General features: G+C 71.9%; 21 protein-coding genes and 2 pseudogenes. 14 read left to right on the top strand and 9 right to left on the bottom strand.

Annotated features, from left to right (window positions below):
* Positions 1 to 20 precede the first annotated feature (20 nt).
* On the bottom strand, positions 21 to 998 hold the full coding sequence (locus tag OHB04_RS15005; RefSeq protein ID WP_326807604.1) for a transposase: 978 nt from the start codon (positions 996 to 998) through the stop codon (positions 21 to 23).
* Between the two features lie 166 nt (positions 999 to 1,164).
* Between OHB04_RS15005 and OHB04_RS15000 the strand changes: the two genes are divergently transcribed.
* The 11 genes from OHB04_RS15000 (at position 1,165) to OHB04_RS14950 (ending at position 17,000) form a co-directional block, all read left to right on the top strand.
* Positions 1,165 to 2,757: a peptide ABC transporter substrate-binding protein gene (locus OHB04_RS15000; protein ID WP_326807603.1), complete on the top strand. Its 1,593-nt coding sequence runs from the start codon at positions 1,165 to 1,167 to the stop codon at positions 2,755 to 2,757.
* Positions 2,758 to 2,850: 93 nt separating this feature from the next.
* Entirely contained in the window at positions 2,851 to 4,308 is a 1,458-nt protein-coding gene (locus OHB04_RS14995) for a M14 family zinc carboxypeptidase (RefSeq protein ID WP_326807602.1), read from the top strand.
* Positions 4,305 to 5,231, top strand: a complete 927-nt coding sequence (locus tag OHB04_RS14990) for an ABC transporter permease (RefSeq protein WP_326688181.1) — start codon at positions 4,305 to 4,307, stop codon at positions 5,229 to 5,231. Before OHB04_RS14995 ends, OHB04_RS14990 begins: the two co-directional genes overlap by 4 nt.
* On the top strand, positions 5,224 to 6,102 hold the full coding sequence (locus OHB04_RS14985) for an ABC transporter permease (protein ID WP_326688180.1): 879 nt from the start codon (positions 5,224 to 5,226) through the stop codon (positions 6,100 to 6,102). The genes OHB04_RS14990 and OHB04_RS14985 overlap by 8 nt, the downstream gene beginning before the upstream one ends.
* Positions 6,103 to 6,110: 8 nt before the next feature.
* On the top strand, positions 6,111 to 7,130 hold the full coding sequence (locus tag OHB04_RS14980; protein ID WP_326692750.1) for an ABC transporter ATP-binding protein: 1,020 nt from the start codon (positions 6,111 to 6,113) through the stop codon (positions 7,128 to 7,130).
* A complete protein-coding gene (locus tag OHB04_RS14975) occupies positions 7,123 to 8,181 on the top strand; it encodes an ABC transporter ATP-binding protein (protein WP_326807601.1) in 1,059 nt (352 codons plus the stop codon). The genes OHB04_RS14980 and OHB04_RS14975 overlap by 8 nt, the downstream gene beginning before the upstream one ends.
* Before the next feature lie 69 nt (positions 8,182 to 8,250).
* On the top strand, positions 8,251 to 8,928 hold the full coding sequence (locus OHB04_RS14970) for an FMN-binding negative transcriptional regulator (protein ID WP_326807600.1): 678 nt from the start codon (positions 8,251 to 8,253) through the stop codon (positions 8,926 to 8,928).
* Positions 8,925 to 10,430 (top strand): amidohydrolase, encoded by a 1,506-nt coding sequence (locus OHB04_RS14965; RefSeq protein WP_326807599.1) that lies wholly within the window; start codon positions 8,925 to 8,927, stop codon positions 10,428 to 10,430. Before OHB04_RS14970 ends, OHB04_RS14965 begins: the two co-directional genes overlap by 4 nt.
* Positions 10,431 to 10,628: 198 nt before the next feature.
* Complete coding sequence (locus OHB04_RS14960) at positions 10,629 to 11,171, top strand: hypothetical protein (RefSeq protein WP_326688176.1); 543 nt, start codon at positions 10,629 to 10,631, stop codon at positions 11,169 to 11,171.
* Between the two features lie 2 nt (positions 11,172 to 11,173).
* Complete coding sequence (locus tag OHB04_RS14955) at positions 11,174 to 15,523, top strand: tetratricopeptide repeat protein (RefSeq protein WP_326688175.1); 4,350 nt, start codon at positions 11,174 to 11,176, stop codon at positions 15,521 to 15,523.
* Between the two features lie 550 nt (positions 15,524 to 16,073).
* On the top strand, positions 16,074 to 17,000 hold the full coding sequence (locus tag OHB04_RS14950) for a hypothetical protein (RefSeq protein ID WP_326688174.1): 927 nt from the start codon (positions 16,074 to 16,076) through the stop codon (positions 16,998 to 17,000).
* Positions 17,001 to 17,202: 202 nt separating this feature from the next.
* Here OHB04_RS14950 and OHB04_RS14945 read toward each other — a convergent pair whose 3' ends face one another.
* From OHB04_RS14945 to OHB04_RS14930, 4 genes and pseudogenes are all read right to left on the bottom strand, one after another.
* A complete protein-coding gene (locus OHB04_RS14945) occupies positions 17,203 to 17,658 on the bottom strand; it encodes an NUDIX domain-containing protein (protein WP_326688173.1) in 456 nt (151 codons plus the stop codon).
* Between the two features lie 197 nt (positions 17,659 to 17,855).
* Entirely contained in the window at positions 17,856 to 18,473 is a 618-nt protein-coding gene (locus tag OHB04_RS14940; protein ID WP_326688172.1) for a TetR/AcrR family transcriptional regulator, read from the bottom strand.
* Positions 18,463 to 19,251: a nuclear transport factor 2 family protein gene (locus tag OHB04_RS14935; RefSeq protein WP_326688171.1), complete on the bottom strand. Its 789-nt coding sequence runs from the start codon at positions 19,249 to 19,251 to the stop codon at positions 18,463 to 18,465. Before OHB04_RS14935 ends, OHB04_RS14940 begins: the two co-directional genes overlap by 11 nt.
* A 210-nt stretch (positions 19,252 to 19,461) precedes the next feature.
* A pseudogene (locus OHB04_RS14930) lies at positions 19,462 to 19,950 on the bottom strand (NAD(P)H-dependent oxidoreductase); the annotation flags it as partial.
* A gap of 2 nt (positions 19,951 to 19,952) precedes the next feature.
* On the opposite strand from OHB04_RS14930, the gene OHB04_RS14925 reads away from it, so the two are divergent.
* Positions 19,953 to 20,645, top strand: coding sequence for an AraC family transcriptional regulator (locus OHB04_RS14925; protein WP_326692749.1), 693 nt, complete (start codon positions 19,953 to 19,955; stop codon positions 20,643 to 20,645).
* 1,000 nt (positions 20,646 to 21,645) lie between these two features.
* Here the strand turns inward: OHB04_RS14925 and OHB04_RS14920 are convergent.
* Genes OHB04_RS14920 through OHB04_RS14910 form a run of 3 tightly spaced genes read right to left on the bottom strand, consistent with a single transcriptional unit; the run spans position 21,646 to position 22,887 of the window.
* Positions 21,646 to 21,825, bottom strand: a complete 180-nt coding sequence (locus tag OHB04_RS14920; RefSeq protein ID WP_326807598.1) for a DUF397 domain-containing protein — start codon at positions 21,823 to 21,825, stop codon at positions 21,646 to 21,648.
* 13 nt (positions 21,826 to 21,838) lie between these two features.
* A complete protein-coding gene (locus OHB04_RS14915; RefSeq protein WP_326688169.1) occupies positions 21,839 to 22,045 on the bottom strand; it encodes a DUF397 domain-containing protein in 207 nt (68 codons plus the stop codon).
* Positions 22,042 to 22,887 carry a helix-turn-helix domain-containing protein gene (locus OHB04_RS14910; RefSeq protein WP_326807597.1) on the bottom strand — a complete coding sequence of 282 codons (846 nt, stop codon included), beginning with the start codon at positions 22,885 to 22,887 and terminating at the stop codon, positions 22,042 to 22,044. Before OHB04_RS14910 ends, OHB04_RS14915 begins: the two co-directional genes overlap by 4 nt.
* Positions 22,888 to 23,027: 140 nt before the next feature.
* On the opposite strand from OHB04_RS14910, the gene OHB04_RS14905 reads away from it, so the two are divergent.
* Both OHB04_RS14905 and OHB04_RS14900 read left to right on the top strand, forming a co-directional pair.
* Positions 23,028 to 23,555, top strand: coding sequence for an ATP-binding protein (locus OHB04_RS14905; protein ID WP_326809452.1), 528 nt, complete (start codon positions 23,028 to 23,030; stop codon positions 23,553 to 23,555).
* Positions 23,556 to 23,564: 9 nt separating this feature from the next.
* Positions 23,565 to 24,128, top strand: a pseudogene (locus OHB04_RS14900) (phosphatase PAP2 family protein); the annotation flags it as partial.
* Positions 24,129 to 24,218: 90 nt separating this feature from the next.
* Here the strand turns inward: OHB04_RS14900 and OHB04_RS14895 are convergent.
* The gene (locus OHB04_RS14895) at positions 24,219 to 24,905 is read right to left on the bottom strand and encodes a response regulator transcription factor (RefSeq protein WP_326692747.1); all 687 of its coding nucleotides are present in this window, start codon (positions 24,903 to 24,905) and stop codon (positions 24,219 to 24,221) included.
* Positions 24,906 to 24,961: the final 56 nt, after the last annotated feature.

Raw genomic sequence — 24,961 nt, 5'->3', positions numbered from 1 at the left:
GCTGGCACGCCACCGAGGCGTCACAGCCCCCGGGGGCCGCCGGGACGGTGGCGGCGCTCCAGTGCCGCGGTGACGATCTCCTCGCACCACTCCTGATCCGGGTCCCGGTCCGGGCTGCCGTTCGCCGACCGCAGGCCCTCCCACACTCCCGCTTCGCTCCAGGCGGTGAAGCGCCGGTGGGCGGTCGCGGGGGAGACGGCGAAGTAGCCGGGCAGTTGCTGCCATCCGCACCCCGCGGTCAGTACGTGGACCACGGCGGTGAACACGGCGCGCTCGCCGTCCCCGCCGGAGGGCAGCAGCGGCGCGGCTGCCTCCCACAGGGTGTCCGGGACCAGCCTGCGCGCCAGTGCCGTGCCCAGCGCGAGGGACCGCCGCCGCCCGTAGGGGAGTGCGGAGGCGTCCTGTTCCTCGCCCGGCGCGTGCCGCGGCGGGCCTGCCGCGTCCGTCGTGCCTGCCGTGCCTGCCGCGTCCGTCGCGTACGGCGCCTCGGTGTCCGGGCGCTGGGCGAGGCGGTAGGCGCTCCAGCCCTCCAGCAGGTCGCGGTGCGCGCCCTGGATCCAGCGCATGTAGTCGCACATGTTCTCCAGCCGGCGGCGGGGGCCCACCTCCTCGTCGCCGAGCAGCTCCAGGACCTTCTCGCCCAACTGCCGCTGCTCTTCCACGAAGCGGCGCTCGCCGGCCAGGAAGCTGCCCCAGACGTCGTCCTCCATCCGGAAGTACCGGCTGCGTTCGCCGGGCACCGCGTGGCGCTTCACGAACCCCGCCTCGGTCAGCCTCCGGGTGGCCAGAGAGATGGAGCCCGCGCTCACCTTCAGCGCGTCGGCCAGCTGGGCGGAGGAGACGTACGGCGCGTCCGTGACGATCAGATAGCCGATGATCCGGCCGTCCATGCGGGCGCTGCCCACCGCCTCCCACAGCAGCCCCATCTCCTCCACGAACGACTCACGGCTCCAGCCGTCGTCGCCGCGGCCGATCCGCACCGGGTCGTCCCACCCCATGCCGGCCTCCTCTAGATTTCATCTCAGATTAAAAGTTCTGCACTTTTTCGTTGACAGGCTTGTCGAGCGCGGTTCAGTATCCCTGGTACGCGTCACCGGCACCACTCTCGTGAGCCCCGCCGCAGCGTCCGCGCGGGCCCGTCCGCCTCCTCTCCCTGGAGCTGTCTTGCGCAGATATTCCCTGCTGAAGACCGCTGTCGCGGGTGTTGCCTGCACCGCGTTGACCGTGACCGGATGCGCCGCCACGCAGAGCCGCATCCAAACTCCCGAGGGGGGCTACTCTCTCGCCGTCGGCGAGCCGGACCATCTCACGCCGGGCCGCACCGTCGTCTCGATGGACCAGATACACGCCCTGTTCGCGCCCCTCGCCACGGTGAGTGACTCGGGGAAGCTGTCGTATGTGCAGGCACGGTCGGTGACCTCGCGGGACTCCCGCCACTGGACCGTCCGGCTCCGGCACGGCTGGACCTTCCACAACGGCGAACCCGTCACCGCGCGCAGCTACGCCGACTCCTGGAACCGGGCCGCCTACGGTCCGAACGCCTGGCCCACCAACGGCCAGCTCTCGGGCATCGAGGGGTTCGCGGCGCTCAACCCCGCGAAGGGGAAGCCGAAGAAGAAGCGGCTGTCAGGGGTGCGCGTCACCGGCCGGTACACCCTCAAGGTCACGCTCGCCGCACCGGACAGCCAGTTCCCGTATCAACTGACCGACAACCAGGGTGCGTTCTTCCCCCTGCCCAAGTCCGCGTTCACCGACCCGGCGGCCTATGACCGCAAGCCGGTGGGCAACGGGCCGTTCCGGATGACGAAGGCGTGGGAGCGCAACCGGGGCGCCACCGTGACCGCCTACCGGGACTACCGGGGCCCGAAGCCCGCCGCCACGGGCATCACCTTCAAGAGCTACACGGACCTGGGCACCGCCTACACCGACGCGCTGGCCGGGAACACCGATGTGCTCGCGGCGCCGGTCGACAAGCTCGGCCAGGTGGGCCGGGACTTCCCCGGCCGGGTGCACAGGTACGAGGCGCCGTCCATGGAGATGCTCAGCCTGCCGCTCTACGACAAGCGCTACCGCGACCCGGACCTGCGCCGGGCACTGTCCCTGGCCATCAACCGGAAGGCCGTCGACAAGGCGATGACCGGCGGGCTCAACACCCCCGCCAGCTCGCTGGTGCCACCGGCCGAGGTCGGCGCCGAGACCGGCGTCTGCGACGAGTGCCGCTACGACCCGGAGCGCGCCCGGAAGCTGCTGAAGAAGGCGGGCGGCTGGCACGGCCCGATGGTCCTCACCTACCCCGGCGGACAGGGCCTCGACGACCTCTACCAGGCGCTCGCCAACCAGCTGCGGCAAAACCTCGGCATCGACGGCGCCCGCGCCCAGGCCACAGCGGACTGGGCGGAGTTCTCCGAAAAGGTCATCGGCAAGAAGGTGACCGGCCCCTTCTACGGACACTGGGGCGCCCTCTACCCCAGCATGCAGAACACCTTGCGCGGCATCTACACCAAGACGGGCGACTGCTTCACGTGCAGCTTCTACAGCCACCCGGACGTGGACAAGCTGCTGTCCCGCGCCGACTCCAGCACCAGCCCCGGCCGCGCGGCACGTCTCTACAACGACGCGCAGAAGCGGATCCTGAAGGACTTCCCCACCATCCCGCTCTTCTACGGCAGTTATGTGTACGTCTCCACCGAGCGGGTCTCCGGCGCCTCCATCGGCCCGTTCGGGCTGCGGCTCGCAGGGATCGGCGTCGAGCCATGACATGACACCTGCCGGAACCCGTCAGCCGTCACCCCGCACCTGAACCGGCATCCGAACCGGCCCGCCCGCCCTACAGGAAGAGACCGCACCACCATGGCGACCGTCACCCCCCGTACCTCCCCGCCGGACGCCGACCAGCACGGCCCCTGGACCGGCCAGGTCCACTCGGTACCGGCGACCGGCCACTACCCGGACGTCGACGAGCTGCTCGCCTCCTTCCGCGCCCTGGCCGAACGGCACCCCGGACTCATACGCGAACACCGCATCGGCACCTCACGGCTGGGCGAGCCGCTGTACTGCTTCACCGTCCGGGACGGACAGGACCCCGCCGCAGCCGCAGCCGCGCCCACTCCCGCCTCCACCGGCCCCGGAGAGGACTACGTGGTGGTCGGCGGCGTGCACCCCAACGAACCCGTCGGCGCGGTCACAGCGCTCCACCTGGCCACCCGGCTGTGCGAGGACGACCGGCTGCGCGCCCACTTCGGCGCCGCCTGGCACATCGTGCCCTGCGTCGACCCGGACGGCGCCCGGCTCAACGAGGGCTGGTTCGGGACCCCAGCCGACAAGTACCGCTACGGGCGGCACTTCTACCGGCCGCGCGGCGACGAACAGGTCGAGTGGACCTTCCCGTTCGCCTACAAGGACGCCTACTTCGACCGGGTGCTGCCCGAGACCCTCGCCCTGATGCGGCTGCTGGACGCCACCCGGCCGCGCTTCCTCACCACCTTGCACAACTGCGAGGCGGGCGGCGTCTACTACTTCCTCAACCGCCCGGCGCCCGAGCTGTACGACCAGCTCACGGCGATCCCGGCCGCAGCGGGCATCCCGCTGGCCACCGGGGAGCCGGAGGCCGCGCACACCCCCGTGTACGCGCCCGCCATCCACGGGGCCATCGACATGCGCACGGCGTACGACTACCTGGAGAGCCACGGCGGCGACCCCGCCTCGGTGCTGGCCGGAGCCTCCAGCGCCGCCTACACCGAGGCGTACGGCACCTTCTGCTTCGTCGCCGAGGTCCCGCACTGGTCGCATCCCGACTCCGAGGACGACACCCCGGGAAGCCAGAGCTACCCCCAGGTCCTGCGGCAGCGCGCGGACGGACTGCGGGAGGCCGGGGAGTTCCTGGAAGGCATCCTGGAGGCCGCCGGGCCGGAACTGACCATCGCCTCGCCCTTCCTGCGCGCCTCCCGTGCCTTCGTGCCCGGACTGCGCGAGCTGAGCGGCACCGAGACCGCGCGGGCCGCCACGTTGCCCGAGCGCCCGGCCACCGTCTCCGAGTGCTACTCCTGCGCCCAGTCGATGCACAGCCTCCGGGTCCGCTTCGGCGGCATGCTGCTGCGCGCGCTGGAGGCCGAGACCACCGCCGGCACCGCCACCCGGAAGGTCCGCGAGCTGCGCGCCACCTTGCTGGAGCGCTACGACCAGTGGGCGGCCGAGTCCGGGGCCGCGATGGGCGAGCCGCTCCCCATCGCCACCTTGTCCGGGGTGCAGTACGCGGCGCTGCTCGCCGCCGCCGATCACGCCCGCACGGAGGGGCAGCAGCCACAATGACCAGTCTGCTGCTCCGCCGCCTGCTGGAGGCCGTGCTGGTCTTCTTCGGCGTCACCCTGGTCATCTACCTCATGGTGTACGCGCTGCCGGGCGACCCGGTCAGCGCGATGGCCGGGGACCGTCCGCTCACCCCGAGCGTCGTCAAGGCACTGCGCGAACAGCACCACCTGGACGAGCCCGTACTCGCTCAGTACGGGCACTACCTGGCCGGTCTCCTGCACGGGGATCTGGGCGCCGACTTCTCCGGCATCCCGGTGGCCGAACAGATGGCGGACCGCTGGCCGGTCACCGTCAAGCTGGCACTGACCGCCTGGGCTCTGGAGGCCGTCGTCGGGATCGCGCTCGGCGTATTCGCCGCGCTGCGCCGGGGCACCTGGACGGACCGTGCCGTGCTGGCCTTCACCACCGGGGCCGTCTCCGTTCCGGTGTTCGTGCTGGGCTACACCGCGCAGGTGGTGTTCGGGGTGCGGCTGGGCTGGTTCCCGGTCGCCGGGGACAGCGCCGGCTGGCCCTCCGCCTATGTGCTGCCCGCTGTGGTCGTGGCGGCCTTCGGCCTGGCGTCCGTCTCCCGGCTGGTACGGGCCGAGGTGGTGGACAACCTGCGCGCCGACTACGTACGCACCGCGGCAGCCAAGGGCCTCTCCCGGCGCCGTACGGTGCTGGTGCACGTGCTGCGCAACTCCCTCATACCGGCCGTCACCTATCTCGCCGTCGACCTGGGGTTCCTGCTCGGCGGCACGGTGATCATCGAAGGGGTCTTCAACCTTCCCGGCATCGGCCAGTTGCTCTTCCAGGCTGTACAGGCGCACACCGGGCCGACCGTGGTCGGCGTGGCAACGGCCCTGATCCTGGTCTTCCTGGCCGTGAGCGTGCTGGTGGACCTGCTCAACAGTCTCCTGGACCCGAGGATTCGCCGTGATTGAGCCGCCGCCCACGCTCGCCGCACCCACCAAGCGCTCCGCCTGGCAGCGGCTGCGCCGTCGCCCCGTCTTCCTCGTCTCCGGCGGCGCCATGGTCCTGCTGCTCGTGATGGCCGCGCTGCCGGGGCTGTTCGCCGGCTGGTTCGGCAACGGCGACCCACGCGTCTGCGACCTGGACCGCAGCGCCCAGGGGCCGGTCGCCGGGCACCCCTTCGGCTTCGACACCCAAGGCTGCGACCTGTACGCCAACGTCGTGCACGGCGCCGGAACATCGGTGGGCATCGGATTGCTGGCCACCGGATGCAGCCTCGCCGTCGCGCTGGTGCTGGGCTGCCTGGCCGGCATGGCGGGCCGGATCGTGGACAGCGTGATCGCCCGGCTCACCGACGTCTTCCTGGGCTTCCCGTTCCTCCTCGGCGCGATCGTGGTGCTCAGCGGCGTCTCCAGCCGCGACATCCCGACCGTCGCCGTCGTGCTGGCGATGTTCGGCTGGCCGCCGATGACCCGGGTGGTACGGGCCTCGGTGCGCTCGGCGCGGGAGGCCGATCACGTGCTGATGGCCCGCAGCATGGGGGCGGGCGGCTGGTGGGTGATCCGCCGCCACGTCCTCCCGCACATCCTCACCCCCGTGATCGTGCTCGCGTCGATCACCGTGGGCAGCGTGGTGGTCGCCGAGGCCGGGCTGACCTTCCTCGGTGTGGGGATGCAGTCACCGTCCATCTCCTGGGGGCTGCAACTGGCCACCGCGCAGAACTCCTTCGAGGCGCACCCCCATCTGCTGCTCTTCCCCGGCCTGTTCCTGTCCGTCACGGTGTTCGCGCTGATCGCCTTCGGCGACACGGTGCGCGACGCCCTGAACCCGAGGACCCGGTGACCGTGACCATGGAGACCGAACGGGACCCCCAGCGGGAGCCGGGTCCGGTGCCCGTGCTGGAGGTCGAGGACCTCTGCGTCGACCTGCCGCACTCTGACGGTGGTGGCGCGCAACGCGTCGTGGAGGGGGTCTCCTTCACCCTCTACGAGCGGGAGACGCTGGCGCTGATCGGGGAGTCCGGCTCCGGCAAGAGCCTCACCGCGATGGCCGTACTGGGCCTGCTGCCGCCGGAGACCGCCCGGGTCACCGGCACCGCGCGGCACCGTGGCACCGATCTGCTGACGCTCCCGGACGCCGCACTGCGCGCCCGGCGCGGCAAGCATCTGGCCACCGTCTTCCAGGACGCGCTCTCCGCGCTCAACCCCACCCTCACCGTCGGCTTCCAGATCGCCGAAGTGCTCCGCGTCCACCGGGGGCTGAGCCGCCGGGAGGCGCGCGCCGAGGCCGTGGAGCTGCTGGCCAAGGTGCGCATCCCCGACCCGGCACGCCGCTACCGCGACCACCCGCACCAGTTCTCCGGGGGGATGCGGCAGCGCGCCATGATCGCGATGGCGGTCGCGCTCGGCCCCGAGGTGCTCATCGCGGACGAGCCGACCACGGCGCTCGACGTCACGGTGCAGGCACAGATCATGGAACTCCTCCAGGAGCTCCGCGAGGAGAACCGCTCGGCCCTGCTGCTGATCACCCACGACCTGGGCCTGGCCGCGGGAACGGCGGACCGGATGGCGCTGATGTACGCCGGGCGGATCGTCGAACAGGCCCCGGCCGTCGAGCTGTACGAGCACCCCGCCCACCCGTACACCCGAGGTCTGCTGGACGCCGTACCCGCGCTCGACGCCCCGATCGGAGGGCTGGTGCCGGTACCGGGCGCGCCTCCCGCGCCGGGTCTCCTCCCGGTCGGCTGTGCCTTCCACCCGCGCTGTCCGTCCGCGCGCGAACGCTGCTTCGACCAGCGCCCGGCGCTGCTGCCGGGAGCGGACGGCCGCACCGCTGCGTGCCACTACCCGCTGGAGGCGCCCCGTGCCTGAGACCGCGAACACGGCTGCCACCGCAGCCGCCACCACTGCCACGACCGAGGGCACGTCCGCAGCCGCCGCCGGGGGCCCGCCGCTGCTCGAAGCGCGCGGCCTGGTCAAGCACTTCCCCGCCCGCGGACTCCGGTTCGGCCGCCGTGCCCCGGACGTCAAGGCCGTGGACGGCGTCGACCTCACGCTCTCCGAGCGCTCCACGCTCGGTCTGGTGGGCGAGTCAGGCTGCGGCAAGTCCACGCTGGTACGGCTGCTGATGTCGCTGGAGCGGCCGACCGCGGGCCAGGTGTGGCTGGACGGCGAGGAGTTGCTGAAGCTGCCCGCCGCCGAGCGGCGCCGCCGCAGACGCGGAATCCAGATGGTGATGCAGGACCCGTACGGCAGCCTCGATCCCCGTATGACGGCCGAGGAACTGGTACGGGAGCCGCTGGACATCCACCGCGACCCGGTCGGCGCCCGCGAACGCTCGCTCAGAGCACGCGAGCTGATGGAACTGGTCGGCCTCGACCCCGCGCACGCGGGCCGCCTCCCGTACCAGTTCTCCGGCGGCCAGCGGCAGCGGCTGGGGATCGCCCGGGCGTTGGCACTGCGGCCCCGGGTGCTGGTGTGCGACGAGCCGGTGTCCGCGCTGGACGTCTCGGTGCAGGCCCAGGTGGTCAATCTGCTGCGGGAGCTCCAGCGGGAGTTCGGGCTGTCCATCGTCTTCATCGCGCACGACCTCGCGGTGGTGCGGCAGATGGCCGACGAGGTCGCGGTGATGTACCTCGGCCGCATCGTCGAACGCGCCGACCGCGACACCGTGTTCGAGCAGCCCGCGCACCCCTACACCCGGGCGCTGCTGTCGGCCGTCCCGGACCCGGACCCGCGTCGCCGCGGCCGGGAAGCGCGCATCGTCCTGGCGGGCGACCCGCCCAGCCCCAGCAAACCGCCCGAGGGCTGCCCGTTCCGCACCCGCTGCTGGAAACCCCAGGAGATCTGCCGCACGGACCCGCCGGCCGCGGCGCCGCAGCCCCACGGAGGAACCGTGCTGTGCCACTTCCCCGGCGACTGACGTACCGACTCCCAGCCCCCGCCCGTATTCCTGCCCCCGCTGTCCACGGAAACCGCCACAGGAGCCGAATTGCTGCAACAGAAGATCTTCGAGGTGGACGATCCCGTCGCCGTCCGAGACCTGATCGCCGCCCACTCCTGGGCCACGCTGGTCAGCCACACGCCGGGCGACGGCCTCGTGGTCTCCCACCTGCCGGTGCTCGTGGAGGAACCCGGGCACGGGGCCGGGACGGGGGCCGAGACAGGGGCCGGGCCATCGGAGGAGGAGCGCGGGCGGATCGTCATCACCGGCCATCTGGCCCGTACCGACGCCGCCTCGCACCAGCTCGGCACACACCCGGTGGTGGTGATCGTGCAGGGGCCGCACGGCTATGTCTCGCCGGTCTGGTACGAGGAGACCCCGCACGTGCCGACCTGGAACTTCGTCGTGGCCCATCTGCACGGCCGCCCGGAGGTGCTCGACCCGGCGCGCACGTACCAGGTGCTGGAGCAGACCGTGGACCACTTCGAGTCCCGCTTCGCGCAGCCCTGGAAGCTGTCCCGAGTCAGCGACTACGCGGAGCGGATCGCCTCCGGGGTCACCGGATTCCGGCTCGCCGCGGACCGGGTGCGGGCCAAGGCGAAGCTCAGCCAGGACGAGAGCCCCGAGGTGGCCGGCCGGGTCGCCGAAGCGCTGGAGACACCCGAGGGGCCCTGGACCCACCCCGCACTCGCCCACGCCATGCGCACCGCTCGGAGGCCGGCATGACCGCACCGGAGTCCCCCGCACCGGCACCGACCCCCGCGCCGCGTCTCCTGCGCCGGGTGCGCTTCCCCGGACAGCCGTCGCTGTACGACGTCGCGCTCGCGGACGGGCGGGTCACCGAGGTACGCGCGCACACCCCGGAAGCCCGTACCGACGGCGGCCCCTCGGCCGACCTCGAAGGGCGGGTGCTCGTCCGCGGGCTGCGGGACGCCCATGTGCACCTCGCCCAGTGGGCGGTCGTGCGCCGCCGGCTGGACGTGTCGGCCGCCGGCTCCGCCCGGGAGGCCGTCCGCGCCGTACAGGACGGCTCCGCGGCGCTGCCGCACGGCGAACTGGTGACGGGCTACGGATTCCGCGACGGGCTGTGGCCGGACGCCCCGCACAAGCGGCTGCTCGACGCCCTGCCGGACGGCCGTCCGGCCCTGCTGATCAGTGCCGACCTGCACACCGCCTGGCTCAACTCGGCGGCCCTCGCGCTGCTCGGCGAAGGCGGACACCCGACCGGGGTGCTGCGGGAGGACGCGTGCATCCGCGCCACCGCGCGGCTGTCCGGCGTCCCGGCGCAGACCCTCGACGACTGGGTGCGGGACGCCTGCGAGGCCGCCGCACGCCGCGGAGTGACCGGCGTCATCGACTTCGAGTGCGCCGACAACGTCACCGACTGGGAACGCCGCACGGCAGTCGGCCCGCCCCCGCTGCGGGTGGCAGCCGCCGTCTATCCGGAATACCTCGAAGCGGCCCTGGCCCGGGGCCTGCGCACCGGCAGTCCGCTGGGCCCGCTGCTGGAGACCGGGCCGTTGAAGCTGTTCACGGACGGCTCGCTCAACACCCGTACCGCGCTGTGCCACGACCCGTACCCCGGCATCTCTCTGGACGATCCCGAGGCCCACGGGCTGGCCCGGACGGTCGGGGACGAGCTGGTCGCGGTGCTGCGCCGGGCGGCGGCGCACGGCCTCACCCCCGCCGTGCACGCGATCGGGGACCGCGCCAACGAGCTGACGCTGGACGCCTTCGCCGAGGCGGGATGCGTCGGCCGGATCGAACACGGCCAGCTCGTACGGTCCGAGGACTTCGGCAGGTTCGCGAAGCTGGGCGTCACCGTCGGCGTGCAGCCCTCCCACGCGGTGGACGACCGGGACGTGGCGGACCAGCACTGGCCCGGCCGCACCGCGCGGGCCTTCGCCTACGCGGGCATGCTCACCGCCGGAGCCCGGATCGAGCTCGGCTCCGACGCCCCGGTGGCACCGCTGGACCCCTGGCTCAGCATCGCGAACGCGGTGGCCCGCACCGACGACGCCCGCCCCGCCTGGCATCCGGAGCAGCGGCTCACCGTGGCCCAGGCCCTGGCGGCCTCCACCGGGGGCCGGTTCACCGTACGCGCGGGCGACCCCGCGGACTTCGCCGTGCTGGACGCCGACCCGCTCACGGCAGGCGACGACGTCCTGCGGCGCCTTCCGGTGCACGGCACGCTGCTCGCCGGAGCGTGGTCGCACCGCGAGAGCTGAGCCGAGCCGGGGGCGACGGCCAACCGGGCCTGGGGCGCGCGTTGTGGCGCGGGCGTCCGGCCCGGCGGCTGGCGCCACGTCGTTCGGCGCCGCTGAACGCGCCCCTTGCCCGTTGCCGGCAACTTACGCTGTCTTTGCGGGGGTTCGCCTATAACGGAGAGCGTCCGAGGTATCCATACCGTGGTCCGAGGGGGTCCCGTGGTGGAAGAGGCCGTGGCCGCTCTGGCGGCATCAGGCGCGACGGCGCTGGTGGGCGCGATGGCGACCGACACCTGGCAGACGGTGCGCGCGGGCGCGATCCGGCTCTTCCGCGGCGGCGGCGACGAACCGGCGGCGGACACGGAGAGCCGTCTCGACGACGACCAGGCACGCCTGGCCGCCGTGGAGGAGCGCGAGGCCAGGAACGAGCTGCGGGAGGGCCTGGCCCCCTGGTGGCAGGCACGGCTTCTGCACCTGCTGCACGCGCACCCCGAACGCGCCGCCGAGCTGCACTCCCTGCTGAGCGAGCCGGCCGAGCACCCGGCTGGGGCTGCGGGGCCGACCCATGCCCAGTACGTGTCCGGCCACGGCAGCGGGGTGGTCATCGGCGTCCAGAACGGCAACGCCTACAACTATGCGGCCCCACAGCCCTTCCCGCCGCAGCCGCCCCCGCCGACCCCGTCATCCCCCGCGCAGCCGCCTCCGTCGCAGCCGTCTCCCCGCGATGACCGCGACGAGAGCGGGCGGGGCGCGCGGGAGTGAGCGTGGGCGCCGAGCAGCACGTCACGGCGGTCGGCGGCTTCGCCTACGGAGCGATAGGCGCCGACATCCATGTGTTCGGCGACGGGCTGCCCGTCTATGTGCTGGAGAACTGGCGGAGGGCCCTCGCCCCGAGCCGGGAGTTCCTGGCCGAGCTCCCCAGCAGGATGCTCAACTCCCGCTTCGGGCACGTCGATTTCACCGGACGGGACGAGGAGCTGCGAGAGCTGGCGGACTGGCGCGACAGCCCGGGCGCCCGGCTGGCGGCGCACTGGCTCCACGGGCCCGGTGGGCAGGGCAAGACCCGGCTGGCCGAACACTTCGCCGCGCTCTCCGCCGCCGACGGCTGGAAAGTGGTGAGCGCGGTGGACGGCCCGGGCACGGTGCACCCGCCGCCCGGCAGCCAGGACATGCGTACGGACGGCGCGGCGGGGCTGCTCGTACTCGTGGACTACGCGGAGCGCCGGCCCGGCTCCCACCTGCGCTGGCTGTTCAGCAACGCGCTCTTCCACCGGCCCGGCGTACGGACCCGGATTCTCCTGCTGAGCCGTACCGCCGAGGCATGGCCGGGCCTGCGCGCCTCCCTCGCCGACCTCCAGGCCGCGACCTCCAGCCGGTTTCTGGGACCGCTGCCGGGCGACGACCCGCGCCCGCGTACCGAGATGTTCCACGCGGCCCGTGACTGTTTCGGCGCGCTCCTCGGTCTGGACGATCCGTCCCGGGTCTCCCCGCCGGCCCGGCTGGACCGGCCCGAGTTCGGTCTGACCCTCACGGTGCACATGGCGGCGCTGGTGGCCGTCGACGCCCATCTGCGGGGCAGGCGGGCCCCGGCGGACGAGACGGGGCTCACCCGCTATCTCCTGGACCGCGAACATGCCCACTGGGAACGGCTGTTCGGCGACCCCGGACACGAGCTCGCGCCGGACGGGCCCCCGCCCCCGACACCGCCCCCGACGTCCGAAGGCCTCCCGCCCCCGACGTCCGAAGGCCTCCAGCGCCAGACGCCGGGCGGGCCCCCGCACTCCGCGCCCGCCGGGCCCCCGCACCCCGCGCCCGCCGGGCCCCCGCACCGCACCCCGCCCGACGGCATGAACCGGCTGGTCTTCACGGCCACACTCACCGGCCCGCTCGACCGGGCCACGGCGGAGGCCGCTCTGGTGCCGCGCGGTCTGCTCAGCGCGCCCGGCCGGGAGCTGGCGGACCACGCGCGCTGCTATCCGCCGGCCGATCCCGCGCTGGACACGGTGCTCGAACCGCTGTATCCCGACCGTCTCGCCGAGGACTTCCTCGCTCTCACCCTCGCCGGCCACCAGGCCGACTACCCGGCGCGGGACTGGGCCGCCGACGTGGTCGAACGGCTGCTCGGGCGCCCCAACCCCTCCTATCCGGCGGCCCGGTGGACACCGCGCGCGATCACCTTTCTCGCGGCGGCGGCCGAGCGCTGGCCGCACGTGGGACCCGCCTGCCTCTTCCCGCTGCTGAGCCAGGACCCCGGGCTCGCCGTCGCGGCGGGCAGCGCGGGGCTCAGCGCCCTCGCCGCCGTCGGCAACGCCGACCCGGAGCTGCTGGAGACCATCGAGACCGAGCTCCCCGAAGACCGCGCGGTGGATCTGGACGCGGGCATGGCCGAGCTGGTCACCCGCATCGGCCGCAACTCCCTCGACCTGCTGGACGAGCCCGCCGACCGCTACCGCGTCCACCACGCCGTCGGCCTGCGCCTGTACTGGGCGGGCGCCTACCACCGGGCCGCCGACGCGCTGGAGGAAGCCGTCCGGGAGTGCCGCCTGGCATACGGGCCGGAGCCGGCCGCCTACGGCCCTGTGCTCGCCGCCGCCCTCACCGACCTGGGTGAGTGCTACGCCGCGACGGGGCGTACCCCGGAGGCCGTACACCTGTCCGAGGAAGCCGTCGCGCTGCTGCGCCGTCTCGCGGCCGACGGCGTGCCGGACGCGGACAAGACGCTGGCGATCGTCTCGCACTCCCACAGCACCGTGCTGTGGCGGCTGGACCGCAGGCGGGAGGCGCTGCCCTTCGCGCGTGAGGCCGTCGCGGGCCTGCGCGCCCAGGCGGCCGACGGTTCAGCGGACGCCGAAACGCTGCTGGCCGGTGCCCTCGACACCCTCGGGCACTGTCTCAACCACCTCGGCTCCTACGAGGAGGCCGTACCCGTCTTCGCCGAGGACGTCGCGATCCGCCGGAGGCTCGCGGCGCGCGAGCCCGCGCGGTTCGAGCCCGAACTCGCCCAGACACTGGTCGGCCTCGCCTCCTTCCTGGCCCAGCACCGACGCCATTCCGAGGCGCTGCCGGTGGCGCGGGAGGCCACCGCCGTCTCCCGCCGCTTGTCGTCCACGAACCCGGCCGCGTTCCAGCCCCTCCTCGCCTCGGTGCTGCCCGTCCTCGCCTTCGAACTGACCAGGGCCGAGCGGCATACCGAAGCCCTCAGCGCGGCCCAGGAGGCGGTCGGCCTCTTCGCCCGGCTGACCGAGGAGAATCCGCGCGCGCACGAAGACAGGCTGGCGGCCTCCCGGCTCCAGCTGAGCCGCTGCCAGGCCGAGATGGGCCGGCACGCCGAGGCCGTCGCCACGGTGCGCTCGGCCCTCTCGGTGTTCGATCGCCTCATGGAGGAGGACCCGGCAGCTCACACGCCCCGCTACATCGGCGCCCTGGTCGAGCTGGGATTGCGCACCTTCGACGCCGGCCGGCCCGGTGAGGCCCTCGGCATCTTCGAGAACGCTCTGTCGCTCCTGCTCCCGTGGGCGGAGGTCGATCCGGAGGGCACGGCGAAGGACCTGACGAGTGTGCACACCAAGCGCGGGAACGTGCTGTCCGCTCTGGGGCGGCACGAAGAGGCACTGGAGGCGGCCCGGGAAGCGGCGGAGCTCCTCCGCGGGGCGGCCGAGCGGCAGCCGGCCGCCTTCGCCGGCGATCTGGGGGTCGTCCTCAGCGTCCTCGCGGACCGCCTGACGGCCACCGGACGGCACGAGGAGGCGCGCCAGGCCCAAGGTGAGGCCGACAGGGCCGCCGCGACGGACCTGCTCAACGCCCGCACGGGCGGCGGCTCGGCACCCGCCGATGCCTGGTACGGGGCGATGTACGGGGAGTTGGAGGAGCTGCGGGCCGAGGGCGGGCCGCCCGCCGAGCCGCTGCCCGTCACACCCGAGATCGTGGAGTTCTTCCGGCGCCTGGCCGACGACGACTTCCCGCGCTACGGACCCCATCTCGCCGTCATGCTCTCCGACGTATGCGCGTACTTCATGGACCGCTCCCAGCCCCGGGAGGCGGTGGCGGCGACGGAGGAAGCCATCGCGCTCCTCCGGTCGTTCGAGGCGGACCACCCCGGCAGGCACGCGCACGATCTCGCGCGCGCCCTGGGCAACCTCGGACTGTGGCTGGACGAGGCCGGCCGGCCCCTCGAGGCGGTGAGCCCGGCGGAGGAGTCCGTCCGCATCATGCGCGAGCTGGCCGGGAGCGATCCGGACGCCTGCGAGCCGGATCTCGCCAGGTGCCTGATGAACGCGGGGTCGGTCCTCTCGTCGGTGGGCCGGGAGTCCGAGGCCGCGACGGCGAGCGAGGAGGCGGCAGCCGTGCTGCGGCGGCTCACCCAGCGGGACCCCGTCCGCTACGAGCCCCAGCTCGGCGACGCGCTCGGCAACCTGGGCGGCCAGCTCGCCGCGCTGGGGCACCTCACGCGAGGCGTGGCCGCCACGGAGGAGGCCGTGGCCCTCTACCGGGGCCTCGCCGCCGGCGTGCCCGCGCGGTACGAGGAGGGGCTGTGCGGCTATTTGACCAATCTGAGCCACCAGCTCTCCGGACTGGGGCGGCCGGTGGAGGCCGTCGCCGCGGCGGAGGAGGCCGTCGCGCTGGCCCGCGGGCTGGCCGATGCCGCGCCCGAGCGCCACGCGGCCCTGGCCGGTCAGGCCCTGGTGCGGCTTGCCGGACGTCTGTCGCAGGCCGACCGGGACGCCGAGGCGGTGGCAGCGGCGGGGGAGGCCGTGGGCTGGTTCCGCCGCCTCGATACGGAATCTCCCCGCCACGCCTGCGCGCTGGCGAGCGCGCTCGCCGACCTGGGAGCGTTCCGCGCGAACACGGGGGCATGGGACGAGGCGGTGGCAGCCGCCGCCGAGGCGCGGGCGCTCTTCCGCCGGACCCCGCGCGACGCCCCCGAACTGTTCGCCGTCCGCTACGGGGAATCCCTCGCCCGCGCGGAGCGGATTCTCTCCCACCGCGCGGACGAGGCGCTCGCGCTCGCGTGCGCCGCACCCGACGCGGAGCTGGTCCGTCGCACCGCCGCGCGACTGCGGCCGGGAAGGGTGCTGCCGAGCGCCGCCTGGCGGCCAGGGGCCCAGGTGCGGTGATCGGAGCTGGGCCGTGTCTTCGTGGGGAGGCTTCTCCCTCTGCCGAGTCTCAACAACTGTTCAGTGCCGTTCAGTTGAACCGGTGTGGCGTGCGACACGTAGGTACGGGATAAGCAGTTCTCCTCCCGACCAGCAAGGGAGCATTCGGTGCGTCCTGTTCCTCCTGGTGAAGGGGTGTGCGACGACGATCCTCCGGCTTTACGACCTGGCCGGAAGCGGAATCGCGCCCCAAGTGGTGCCGGCTCCCTGCCGTGATGAGGAGAACCTGCGAACCTGCCTGAAACCGGGGGCATTTCACAGCGCGGCGAAATCCGGCTCGGAGGATGATCCGGCGCCGGTCCTGAGCCGCCGACAAGGGCTGTCACCTGCCGGGGCGTAGTGTGCACCGCCCCGCGCAGCCGTCGGCCCTCTCCGGGTGCGCCTTTGACCACGGCGTGTCCTGAACGCAGTCCGCCGGAAAACGGGCTGCCTGATTTCCCCTGACTGGTTTTCCCTGTCCGTTTCTCCGCCGGGGCACCCGGCTGGAGGGAAACACTCATGGAGATCACATATGTTGAGTATCCTCCCCAACCGCACGGCCCGTCACTCCGCGATAGCGGCGGCAGCGACGCTCGGACTCACCGCGAGCTTGTTCCTGAGCGGCGTCGGCCAGAGCGAGGAGCCGAAGAAGGGCGAGCCGCAGAAGCTCGTCGCCAACGAGCCGCAGAAGGAAGGCCCGGCGCACATGGACGATTTCGCCCGTGCGTCAGCGCCTGAGTGGAACTTCCCCCGGGCCAACAGGAACGACCCCTGCTGGCCGGAGGACCCGTTCGACGACGAGGGCAATCCGAAGGAGGGTGTCCTCAATAACTGGCCCAACAGTGACGGCGGTTGTCACCCCTTGAGTGACGAGGAAGAGGACATGTCCTCGGAGGAAAGGGAAGAGAAGGGCGTGTGGGACTTCCCGACCTTCTACACGGCACGGAAGTGCAACCCGGACGAGGTCCGTGTCGCCTACACCATTTTCCAGGCCAGCAGCGGATTCAAGCCCTCCGGTCACCCGCAGGACTTCGAGCACATCGACGTCATCTGGAACAAGCACGGCGAGGACTGGACCCGCTCCAGGCTTCTGCTGAGCCAGCACAAGGGCCACGATTCCGTGCCGTGGGACGAGGCCGAGAGCTGGAACGCGGACCGCGGCAGCGCCGGCCTCGGCCGGGAATTCCCCCGGATCTTCGTCGGCTACGGCAGCCACGCCATGTTCAACGACCAGGAGAAGGGTCTGAAGGACGTCCTGTCCGCGTACACCGACCTGGAGTACCGCCAGGATGACTACCCGCACTGGTCGGACAGGAACAAGGCGAACAAGGACAACAGGGGCCTGGTGAAGGTCGAGCCGGGCGGGGACCTGTACAAGAAGTTCAAGGAGCACGACAACGCCTTCGGCGGCACCACCACCCCGGCCGACGCGGCGGACGACATGTGCGAGCACAGCTGACCGGCCTGACATGAGGACAGAGCGAGGGGTCCTTCCTCCGAGGGGCTCCTCGCTCCATGTGCCCCGGCGCTGCCACGTTCCGGCCCGCCGGAAAGCCCGCTGCCTCCGTCCCCAACGCCCCCGCCCCCGGCCCGTCAGCCGGTGGCCCGGCACGTCGTCCGCCGGACCGTACGCGTGCTCGGACGGGTGCTCAGGCGGGTGGTCAGACCGTGGTGGTGCCGAAAATCAGGTCACGGTGGGCGGGCTGGAGCCCCTCGGGCAGTTCGTCGGGGGAGAACCAGCGTGCTTCCAGGATCTCCATGGGATCGAGCTTGAGGGTCCCGCCGACGTGGCGGGCCTCGTACGCGACCTCGACGCGCAGTTTGTAGCCGCTCTTGAGGTGCACGAGACGGCCCGGATCGACATCGAGCCCCGTCTCCTCCTTCACCTCCCGCACGACCGTCGCGGGGAACGTCTCCTGCTTCACCGCGCACCCCGTCGGCAGCCCCCACGGCCGCTGCGGCGACCACAGCCGGTGCCGCAGGAGCAGGACGCGCCCCCCGTCGTCCCGCACCACCCCCGTCACCCCGACCATGAACTTGGCGTGCGCGAACCAGAGGATCCGCCACTGGGCACGGCCGGCCAGCGCGTGCCAGATCCGGGCGATCAGCGACTTCATACGGTTCTTCCTGCCTTCCGACATCCCCGGACAGCCAAGAATGACGCACTCCGGCGCGGCAGCGTTGCCCGCACCCCCGCCGGGGTCGTCCCTCGCGGCCCAGTGGCTCCGGTGCCGCCGGGAGTCACCGGGAGAGGGCTTTCACCGGCGTCAGGGGTCTTGTCAGGGCAGCGGCATCCGCGTGCTGTGCGCGGGACTCACCGTCTGACGGCGTAGGTGCTCATCACGAGGTCGACGGTGTCCCGCGCGCGATTTTCGGGCACCGTCGCGTGGCCCCCGAGGAAGGCACTGCTGATGAGCGGGCCGGTGACGACTTCGCAGATCCACTGCACATCGACGTCGGACCGAAGTTCGCCACGGCTTTGCGCGCGGCGCAGTGCCTGGAGGGTCGTTTCTCGCCGGGGTGCGACGAAGCCGTTCCACCACGCGTCCGCGACAGCGGGGTCGTTGTTCACATCGGCGAGAAGTCCCGGGAAGGCCGCGGCGATGACGGGGTCGTTGTAGAACCGCACTTGCTGCCGGCCGAGCGCGAGAAGGTCCTCCGCGAGGCTTCCGGTATCGGGCACGGGGTCGAGTCCGTAGCGGTCGGTGATGGCGGCGATGACGAGTGCGGCCTTGGTGTGCGCGCGCCGGTAGAGGGTGGGGCGGCTGACGCCCGCGTGCCGGGCGACCGCTTCGTAGGACAACTCGGCGTACCCGACGGTCTGGAGCAGCTCGACAACGGCGTTGTGGATGACCCGGTCTGTTTCCGGCCGTCGGGGGCGGCCCCTGCCTGGCTGGGGGGCGGGTGGGGGCATCGGGTGGTCAGAGCGCATGCGCATAGCCGACGGCGAGACCGTGACTGTCCTCGTGCATGACGTAGCGCGTGATCTTGCCTGCCTCGACGGTGAACACGATCACGAACTCCCCTCGGAAGCCGCCACCGGTGCGGGGGAACTCGTACGTGAAGTGTCCAGAGGCGAAGACCTGGCTGCCGGTGGCGGTGAGCGCGTCGATGCCGAAATCCTTGCGGTCGGACTCGGCAAGCAGAATCTCGTAGAACTCGCGGACGGCTTCCCGGCCCGTGCGATGCCCGGCCCAGGGGACGACATCCGGGTCTCCTGGCACCTCCCAGCGCACATCGGGTGCGAGGAGTCCGAGTACGCGCTCGATGTCGCCTCCGGCGATGGAGTCGAGGAAGTCGGCCACGACCTGCCGGGGCGGGATCGCGGGTGGAGTGGGAAGTCCTCGCTCCTGGAAGGCCGAGGCGGCGACCGCTACGGCGCTGAGGGCGCGCGGGTATCCCGCGAAGGTGCTCACCTGCATCAGGACCTCGATCACTTCGCCCGGGCCCAGGCCGGCGTCGAGGCCGGCGCCGATGTGCACCGCCAGGTGCTCATCGCTTGCGCCGAGTGTCGCCAGCATGGCGATGGAGGCCGCTTCACGGGTGCGGAAGTCGAGACCGGGGCGGGCGAGGACATCACCGAGGGCGTGCTCGACGAGGAGGCGGCTGAGATCGGGGGCGGTGCGGGCGAGCTCCTCGATGAGGGCGGTGTTGCCGAGGCGTGCCGCTACCTGGGTCCCGCGTTCATACCGGTCGTTCGAGGGGGGCATCCACACTCTCCATTTCTTTACGAGTCGCCATGTAACGTATATCGAGGCGTCCAGATCGCGCAAGCCGCCGGGTTCCGCCGCACGCTGACCGCGCCGTCGACGGCCGCTCACCGTTTTCCGACAGGCTTCGGGGTCGTGACCGCCCTTGAAACGGTCGACGAGCCGGGCCTCCTCGGATCGTCAGGCTGGAGTGGCTGCGCGGTCGTCGCGTCAGGCGGTGACGGATACGGCATGGCGTCCGGCCGCCGCGAGGGCCGCTTGACGGGCGACACGGGCGCCGAGGGGCTCGGCGGTCCTGATGTCGGCGGTGTGGACGGTGTCGACGCCACCGTCGAGCGGGGTCTGGGCCCCGGTACCGCCCCAGAAGCCGAGGCGGTTCAGGTCGTTCTCGGAGGCGGTGGTGGAGTTCCAGCCCGGGCCGAGGCCAAGGCTGACCCACAGCATGCGGTGCTGGGCGGCGAAGGTGGCGAAGAAGGCGAGGGTGCTGGACTTGTCACCGGCCTTGGACGCGGAGTTGGTGAAGCCGGCTGCGAGCTTGTCGGCCCAGCGGCCTTCCGAGAAGCGTCGGCTGGTGGCCTCGGCGAAGGCGTGGAACGCGGCGGACGCGCTGCCCATGTAGGTGGGCGAGCCGAAGATGATGGCGTCGGCGTCGTCAAGCTGCTGCCACTGTTCGTCGGTGATGGTGTCCACCGGGACGAGACCTGGTCAGCTGCGAGAGCCTCCTGGCGTCTCAACCGGGTTCTCCTGTGCGCCACGGCACAGAGGGACCAGTGACCGAGATCGTCTCGGCGCGGTTGGCCTTCGACACCGGCGCCGCCGAGCCGCTGTTGAGAGTGCTGCCTCCCGTACTGCGGCTCGATCTCGACGACTCGATCGGCGACGCGTTGCGTTCCACCTTCAGGCTGCTGGAGCTGGAGCGGACATTCTCCAGTTTCGGGTCCGGGTTCATCATGAGCCGCCTGGCCGACGCCCTTTTTGTGTACGCGCTTCGCACCCACGTCTCATCCGCCGAGAGCTCACACGGGTGGCTCTCCGCTCTCAGCGACCCGCAGCTCGCGCCGGCACTCCGCGACCTTCACACCGATCTCGCACACCCATGGACGGTTGAGGAGCTCGCGCGCCGAACCGGGATGTCGCGGGCGGCGTTCGCCGCGGCGTTCAGACGGAAGACAGGTGACTCGCCCATCAACTACCTCACCTACTGGCGCATGCACCGGGCGAAAGCACTGCTGCGTGACACGGAATCGAGCCTGCAGCGGATTGCCCTCGCGATCGGCTACGACACCGACGCCGCCTTCAGCCGAGCGTTCCGCCGGCACCAGAGCATCGCGCCCGGAACATGGCGACGCCGATGGCGTGCCTCAGCAGGGCACTCTGGCGAGACGGCCGAGTGACATCTGGCCCGGGTCAACGGCAACGTGACCCGCTGTCCAACAGCACGCTCAATGAGCCTAGTTCATCTTGAAGTTGCTGCTCGGAGGGGCGGTGTGGCAGTCGGTGCGTGGTGATCGCGGGGCTTGGCCAACGGCAAGGAGGCCCACAACGACGTCCAACGCCCGAGCTGCTCATCAGACGCGCGGTCGGCGTCGACCCCGGGCAACGGGTGCTGCTGGCCGACTCTGGGGGGCAACCGACTTCCTCCGGCTCCGGCTCCGGGACGAGGACGCCGTGATCGGCGATCCGGTGGGCGCGTACACCCGCTCGGTGCGGGAGTGCGCCGCGGCGTTCCGGAGGCCGGGCACCCTCCAGCGGATTCCGGTCACCCCCTCAACCGGTGACGGGAAAACAGGCCCTCGTTGTCGGGACCCGGCAGGCCCGGTAGCAGCGGGCTGACGGACCACTGATCGAGAGGGAAGGCGAGCCCCCCTTTGGCACCTGCGGTATGACCAGCACCCTCACCAGGAACATCGGTGCTGTCCTGCGAAGAGCCCAGGGCCTTTCACGCCCAACTGCGGCTGGGGGGAGGGAAGAATCGCGTGAGAGACCGAGGCGTGAGGAAAGGGACTGCACGGAAGCGGAGTTGAAGGATGATGCGCTCCACCCCGGCCATACCCGGAGCCGGCTGGAGGGAGGAGAAGCCGCTCGATCTCGTGCTGGCCCACCGGTCGATTTCGCCGTGGCGAAGGAGGGTCCGCCCGCCGCCGCGACCGAGCTGTACATTCCAGGGCCGGGCTGCAACTACCACGTTTGCCGGTACCGCTACGTCTGGCAGAGTCCGCGTGCGGGCGATCGGCAGGGTTTCCACGTGACGTTCTCTCCACGCTGGGTGAAATGAGCGGCACACGCCGCACAAGTCCCCCTGGATGCCAGGGATTTATCGCGCGGATGTGCGGGCAGCGGCGCAAGGCATGGACGCGGAACTCTTCGACCTCGCGTCTCACTCGTTGAGCGTGTTCACACGGTGAAGCGTGCGGAGACGGCCCCAAGGAAGCGGGCCCACGTCGCCGGGGTGACGGTGAGGTGGGGGACGGTGGTGTCTTTGGAGTCGCGGATGTGGATGGCGCCGGGGGTCGCGGCGACCTCGACGCACTCAGGGCCGTCGTTGCTGCTGTAGCTGCTCTTGGTCCACTCCATGGGGTTCCTCAGGTCAGGAGGTGGTGTGGGTGAGGAAGTCCGCCCAGGCGGTGGGGGAGATGCTGAGGTGGGGGACCGTGGTGTCCTTGGAGTCGCGGACGTGGATGGTGCCGGGAGTGGCGGCGACCTCGATGCAGTTGGACCCGTTCTCGTTGCCGCTGTAGCTGCTCTTGGTCCACTCCAGCGCGGAACCACTCCTGGCTGCTGACGTGCTGGTCATGTCTCTCCCAGTACCTTCTCGATATAGCTCAATGAATCCTGAGGCGTGAGCGCTTGCGCCCGGATGATTCCATACTGCATCTCCAAGGACTGCACCTCGTGCGGCTTCGAGATGAGCCTGCTGATGTGCTGCGCTTCGCTGTACCCCAGGGTGCTGCCACGACGCAGTTTGAACAACTGGAAGGCTCCAGCCATTCCGGCGTGGTCTTCTCGGTTGGTCGGCATCACCTGGATCTCAACATTCCGCATCTTCCCCAGCACGAGCAGCCGTTCAAGCTGCCTCCGGTGGACCGCCCTGCCGCCGAGCGGGCGGAGCAGCGTCACCTCCTCCTGGACGAAGTTGAGGATTGGCAGTGTCTTCACTTCCTCCAAGGCCCGTTGGCGTGCCAGACGGCCACTGATGTTGCGCTCGATCACATCCTCGGGGTGCAGAGGTCGCCTCATCCCGAAGAGCGCGCGTGCGTACTCCTCCGTCTGCAGAAGCGCATGCACGTGCTGGTGCTCATATGCGCCCACCTCAACAGAGTCCCGCTCCAGCTTCGCGAGGTCGCGAATCCGCTTCGGGTAGCGGGCCTCCGCGACCTCCTCCTTCATCGCGGAGATCTTGCCCTCGGCACCGAGAACCTCATCCGCGTTGTCCAGGAACTCCGGCTTGGGGACGCGCCTGCCGCGTTCCACCGCCGAGACCATCTCCTCGCCGTAGCCGATGCGCGCGCCCAACTCGGCCTGTTTCAGGTCGGCCCCCTCGCGCCAGACTTTGATCATGCGGCCGACCGCCCGCATCACCGCTCCGGAATCGTCCTCTTCCAGGCCGGGGTCCGGCCCGTGGTCCTCGTCCGTCATGCGTGCCCGCTTTCGCTCGACTGACTGTGCCCAACACGGGGCGACTGGGCCGGGTCACGGCGTACGGGCCGTACAGACCCGTACAACACCCGGACAGTCAGCGTCAGTTCGGCCACCGTCACTTTTCAGCCTACGCACGGCTGACCACGCTGGGTGACGTGAACCAAGAAACCCACTTCAGCGTGCTGCTGTCCTCCACCCGCAGAGGCGCACGCCTCGCCCGCCTGATCGCCGTGGCTCAACTGTGCTCCTGGGACGTGCCGCTCGCGGCGAGCGAGGACGCCGCGCTCGTCGTCGCGGAGCTGGCCGCCAACGCGGCGACGCACGGCCGCGTACCAGGGCGCAACTTCCGGCTGGAGCTGCGCATGAGTGACGACGGCACGCTGCGCATCGAGGTGGCCGATACACGTGGGGACGCGCACCCGCCCGCCGAGCCGCCGGAGGCGGCGGACGACGCCGAGTCGGGGCGCGGGCTGCTGCTCGTCGAGGCGCTGGCGTCGCGGTGGGGGGTGTTGCCGGGGCCGTTTCCACGGAAGACGGTCTGGGCGGAGGTCGCGTTGGGGAAGTCCCCCTCGTCCCCGTCGTCCCCGCCGTCCCCGTCAACCCTGACGAAAGACCAAGAGCCGCCCTGTCTTTCGGGCCGGGCGGGGGCGGCGCCGCGTTCCTAGGTTCGCCTTATGGAACGAGACATTCGACGCGGACTGTACGGCGCGCTCGCCGCACTGGTGACGGGCGGGGCGGGGGTGCTCGCGCTGTGGCCGGGCGGGCTCGGGCAGCAGGAGGCCGTACGGATCACCGACGGGGCCTCGGCGGACGGTTACCGCTCGCTGAGCGAGGTGGCGGCCGACGGACCGGGCTGGCTGTTCGAGCTGGCGACCGAGGGCACCCTCGTCGCGCTGGGCCTGCTCCTGCTGTGGACAGGCTGGGGCGCGCTGCGCCGCAAGGACGCCCAGGTGGCGGCCGGTGCGGTGCTGACCGGCGCCGGCACCGTCGCCGCGTACGCGGTCAGCGAGGCGCTGAAGCTGGTGGCCGACGAAGAGCGGCCCTGCCGCGCTGTGTCCGGCGCCGAACCGGTGGCCGAGTGCCCGCCGCCGGGGGACTGGTCCTTCCCCAGCAACCACGCCACGCTCGCGGCGGGGCTGGCGGTGGGGCTCGCCGTGCTGCGGCCCCGGCTGGCGGCGGTCACCCTGCCGCTGGCGGCAGCCGCCGCGCTGCTGCGCGTGCTCGTCGGCGTGCACTACCCGCACGACGTGCTGGCCGGAGCGCTGCTGGGCGGCGCACTGGCAGCCGCCGCCGTGCTCGCGCTCGGCGGACCCGGCACGCGGGCGCTGTCACGGCTGGGCGGCGGACGCGGGTGGCACGATCCCCGCCTCGTGCGCCACCACCGCCGCGGCGGCCCTGTTGTCCACGCCGAGCCGGGCCAGTATGGAGCTGACGTGGGCCTTCACGGTGCCCTCCACCACGCACAGGCGGCGGGCGATCTGACCGTTGGACAGCCCGGCCCCCAGGTGCGCGAGCACCTCCCGTTCGCGGGCGGTGAGCGACTCGACCCGCTCCCGGGCGGCGGAGCGCCGCCCGGCCACCACCCCGGCGCCGGAGGCGGACAGATGGGCGACGACCCGGGCGGCCACTTTCGGTGACAGATAGGCGGCGCCGTCGGCCACGGCCCGTACGCCCTCGATCAGTTCCTCGGGGCGGCCGGACTTGACGAGGAAGCCGACGGCGCCGCCGCTGAGCGCCTGGAGGATGTACTCGTCCTCCCCGAACGTCGTCAGCATCACCACGCGCGTCTCCGGCACGGTCTCGTGGATCGTGGCCGCCGCTTCGATGCCGTTCGCGCCGCCGGGCATCCGGATGTCGAGCACGGCCACGTGTGGCCGGTGACGCCGCACCAGCTCCACGGCCTCGTGCCCGTCCGCCGCCTCGGCGACGACGTCGATGTCGGGGGCCGTACCCAAGATGGTGCGTACGCCTGTGCGCACCATCGGGTCGTCGTCCGCGATCAGGACCCGGATCATCGGCACCCCGCCGCCTGCCCGCAACCCGCCGCCCGCCCGCGCCCCGCCGCCCGCCC

Source organism: Streptomyces sp. NBC_01775 (assembly GCF_035917675.1).
Classification (GTDB): domain Bacteria; phylum Actinomycetota; class Actinomycetes; order Streptomycetales; family Streptomycetaceae; genus Streptomyces.
Note: the sequence above shows the minus strand (reverse complement) of the source record. Positions and strands in the feature narration are given on the sequence as shown.

What these genes read in the sequence shown, in the direction of transcription:
- OHB04_RS14995 (WP_326807602.1), top strand. Translation starts at nt 2,851, where the DNA reads ATGGCGACCGTCACCCCCCGTACCTCCCCGCCGGACGCCGACCAGCAC.
- OHB04_RS14990 (WP_326688181.1), top strand. Translation starts at nt 4,305, where the DNA reads ATGACCAGTCTGCTGCTCCGCCGCCTGCTGGAGGCCGTGCTGGTCTTC.
- OHB04_RS14980 (WP_326692750.1), top strand. Translation starts at nt 6,111, where the DNA reads ATGGAGACCGAACGGGACCCCCAGCGGGAGCCGGGTCCGGTGCCCGTG.
- OHB04_RS14940 (WP_326688172.1), bottom strand. Translation starts at nt 18,473, where the DNA reads ATGCGCTCTGACCACCCGATGCCCCCACCCGCCCCCCAGCCAGGCAGG.
- OHB04_RS14910 (WP_326807597.1), bottom strand. Translation starts at nt 22,887, where the DNA reads ATGACGGACGAGGACCACGGGCCGGACCCCGGCCTGGAAGAGGACGAT.
- OHB04_RS14920 (WP_326807598.1), bottom strand. Translation starts at nt 21,825, where the DNA reads ATGGAGTGGACCAAGAGCAGCTACAGCAGCAACGACGGCCCTGAGTGC.
- OHB04_RS14965 (WP_326807599.1), top strand. Translation starts at nt 8,925, where the DNA reads ATGACCGCACCGGAGTCCCCCGCACCGGCACCGACCCCCGCGCCGCGT.
- OHB04_RS14935 (WP_326688171.1), bottom strand. Translation starts at nt 19,251, where the DNA reads ATGCCCCCCTCGAACGACCGGTATGAACGCGGGACCCAGGTAGCGGCA.
- OHB04_RS14895 (WP_326692747.1), bottom strand. Translation starts at nt 24,905, where the DNA reads ATGATCCGGGTCCTGATCGCGGACGACGACCCGATGGTGCGCACAGGC.
- OHB04_RS14915 (WP_326688169.1), bottom strand. Translation starts at nt 22,045, where the DNA reads ATGACCAGCACGTCAGCAGCCAGGAGTGGTTCCGCGCTGGAGTGGACC.
- OHB04_RS15005 (WP_326807604.1), bottom strand. Translation starts at nt 998, where the DNA reads ATGGGGTGGGACGACCCGGTGCGGATCGGCCGCGGCGACGACGGCTGG.
- OHB04_RS14950 (WP_326688174.1), top strand. Translation starts at nt 16,074, where the DNA reads ATGTTGAGTATCCTCCCCAACCGCACGGCCCGTCACTCCGCGATAGCG.
- OHB04_RS14945 (WP_326688173.1), bottom strand. Translation starts at nt 17,658, where the DNA reads ATGAAGTCGCTGATCGCCCGGATCTGGCACGCGCTGGCCGGCCGTGCC.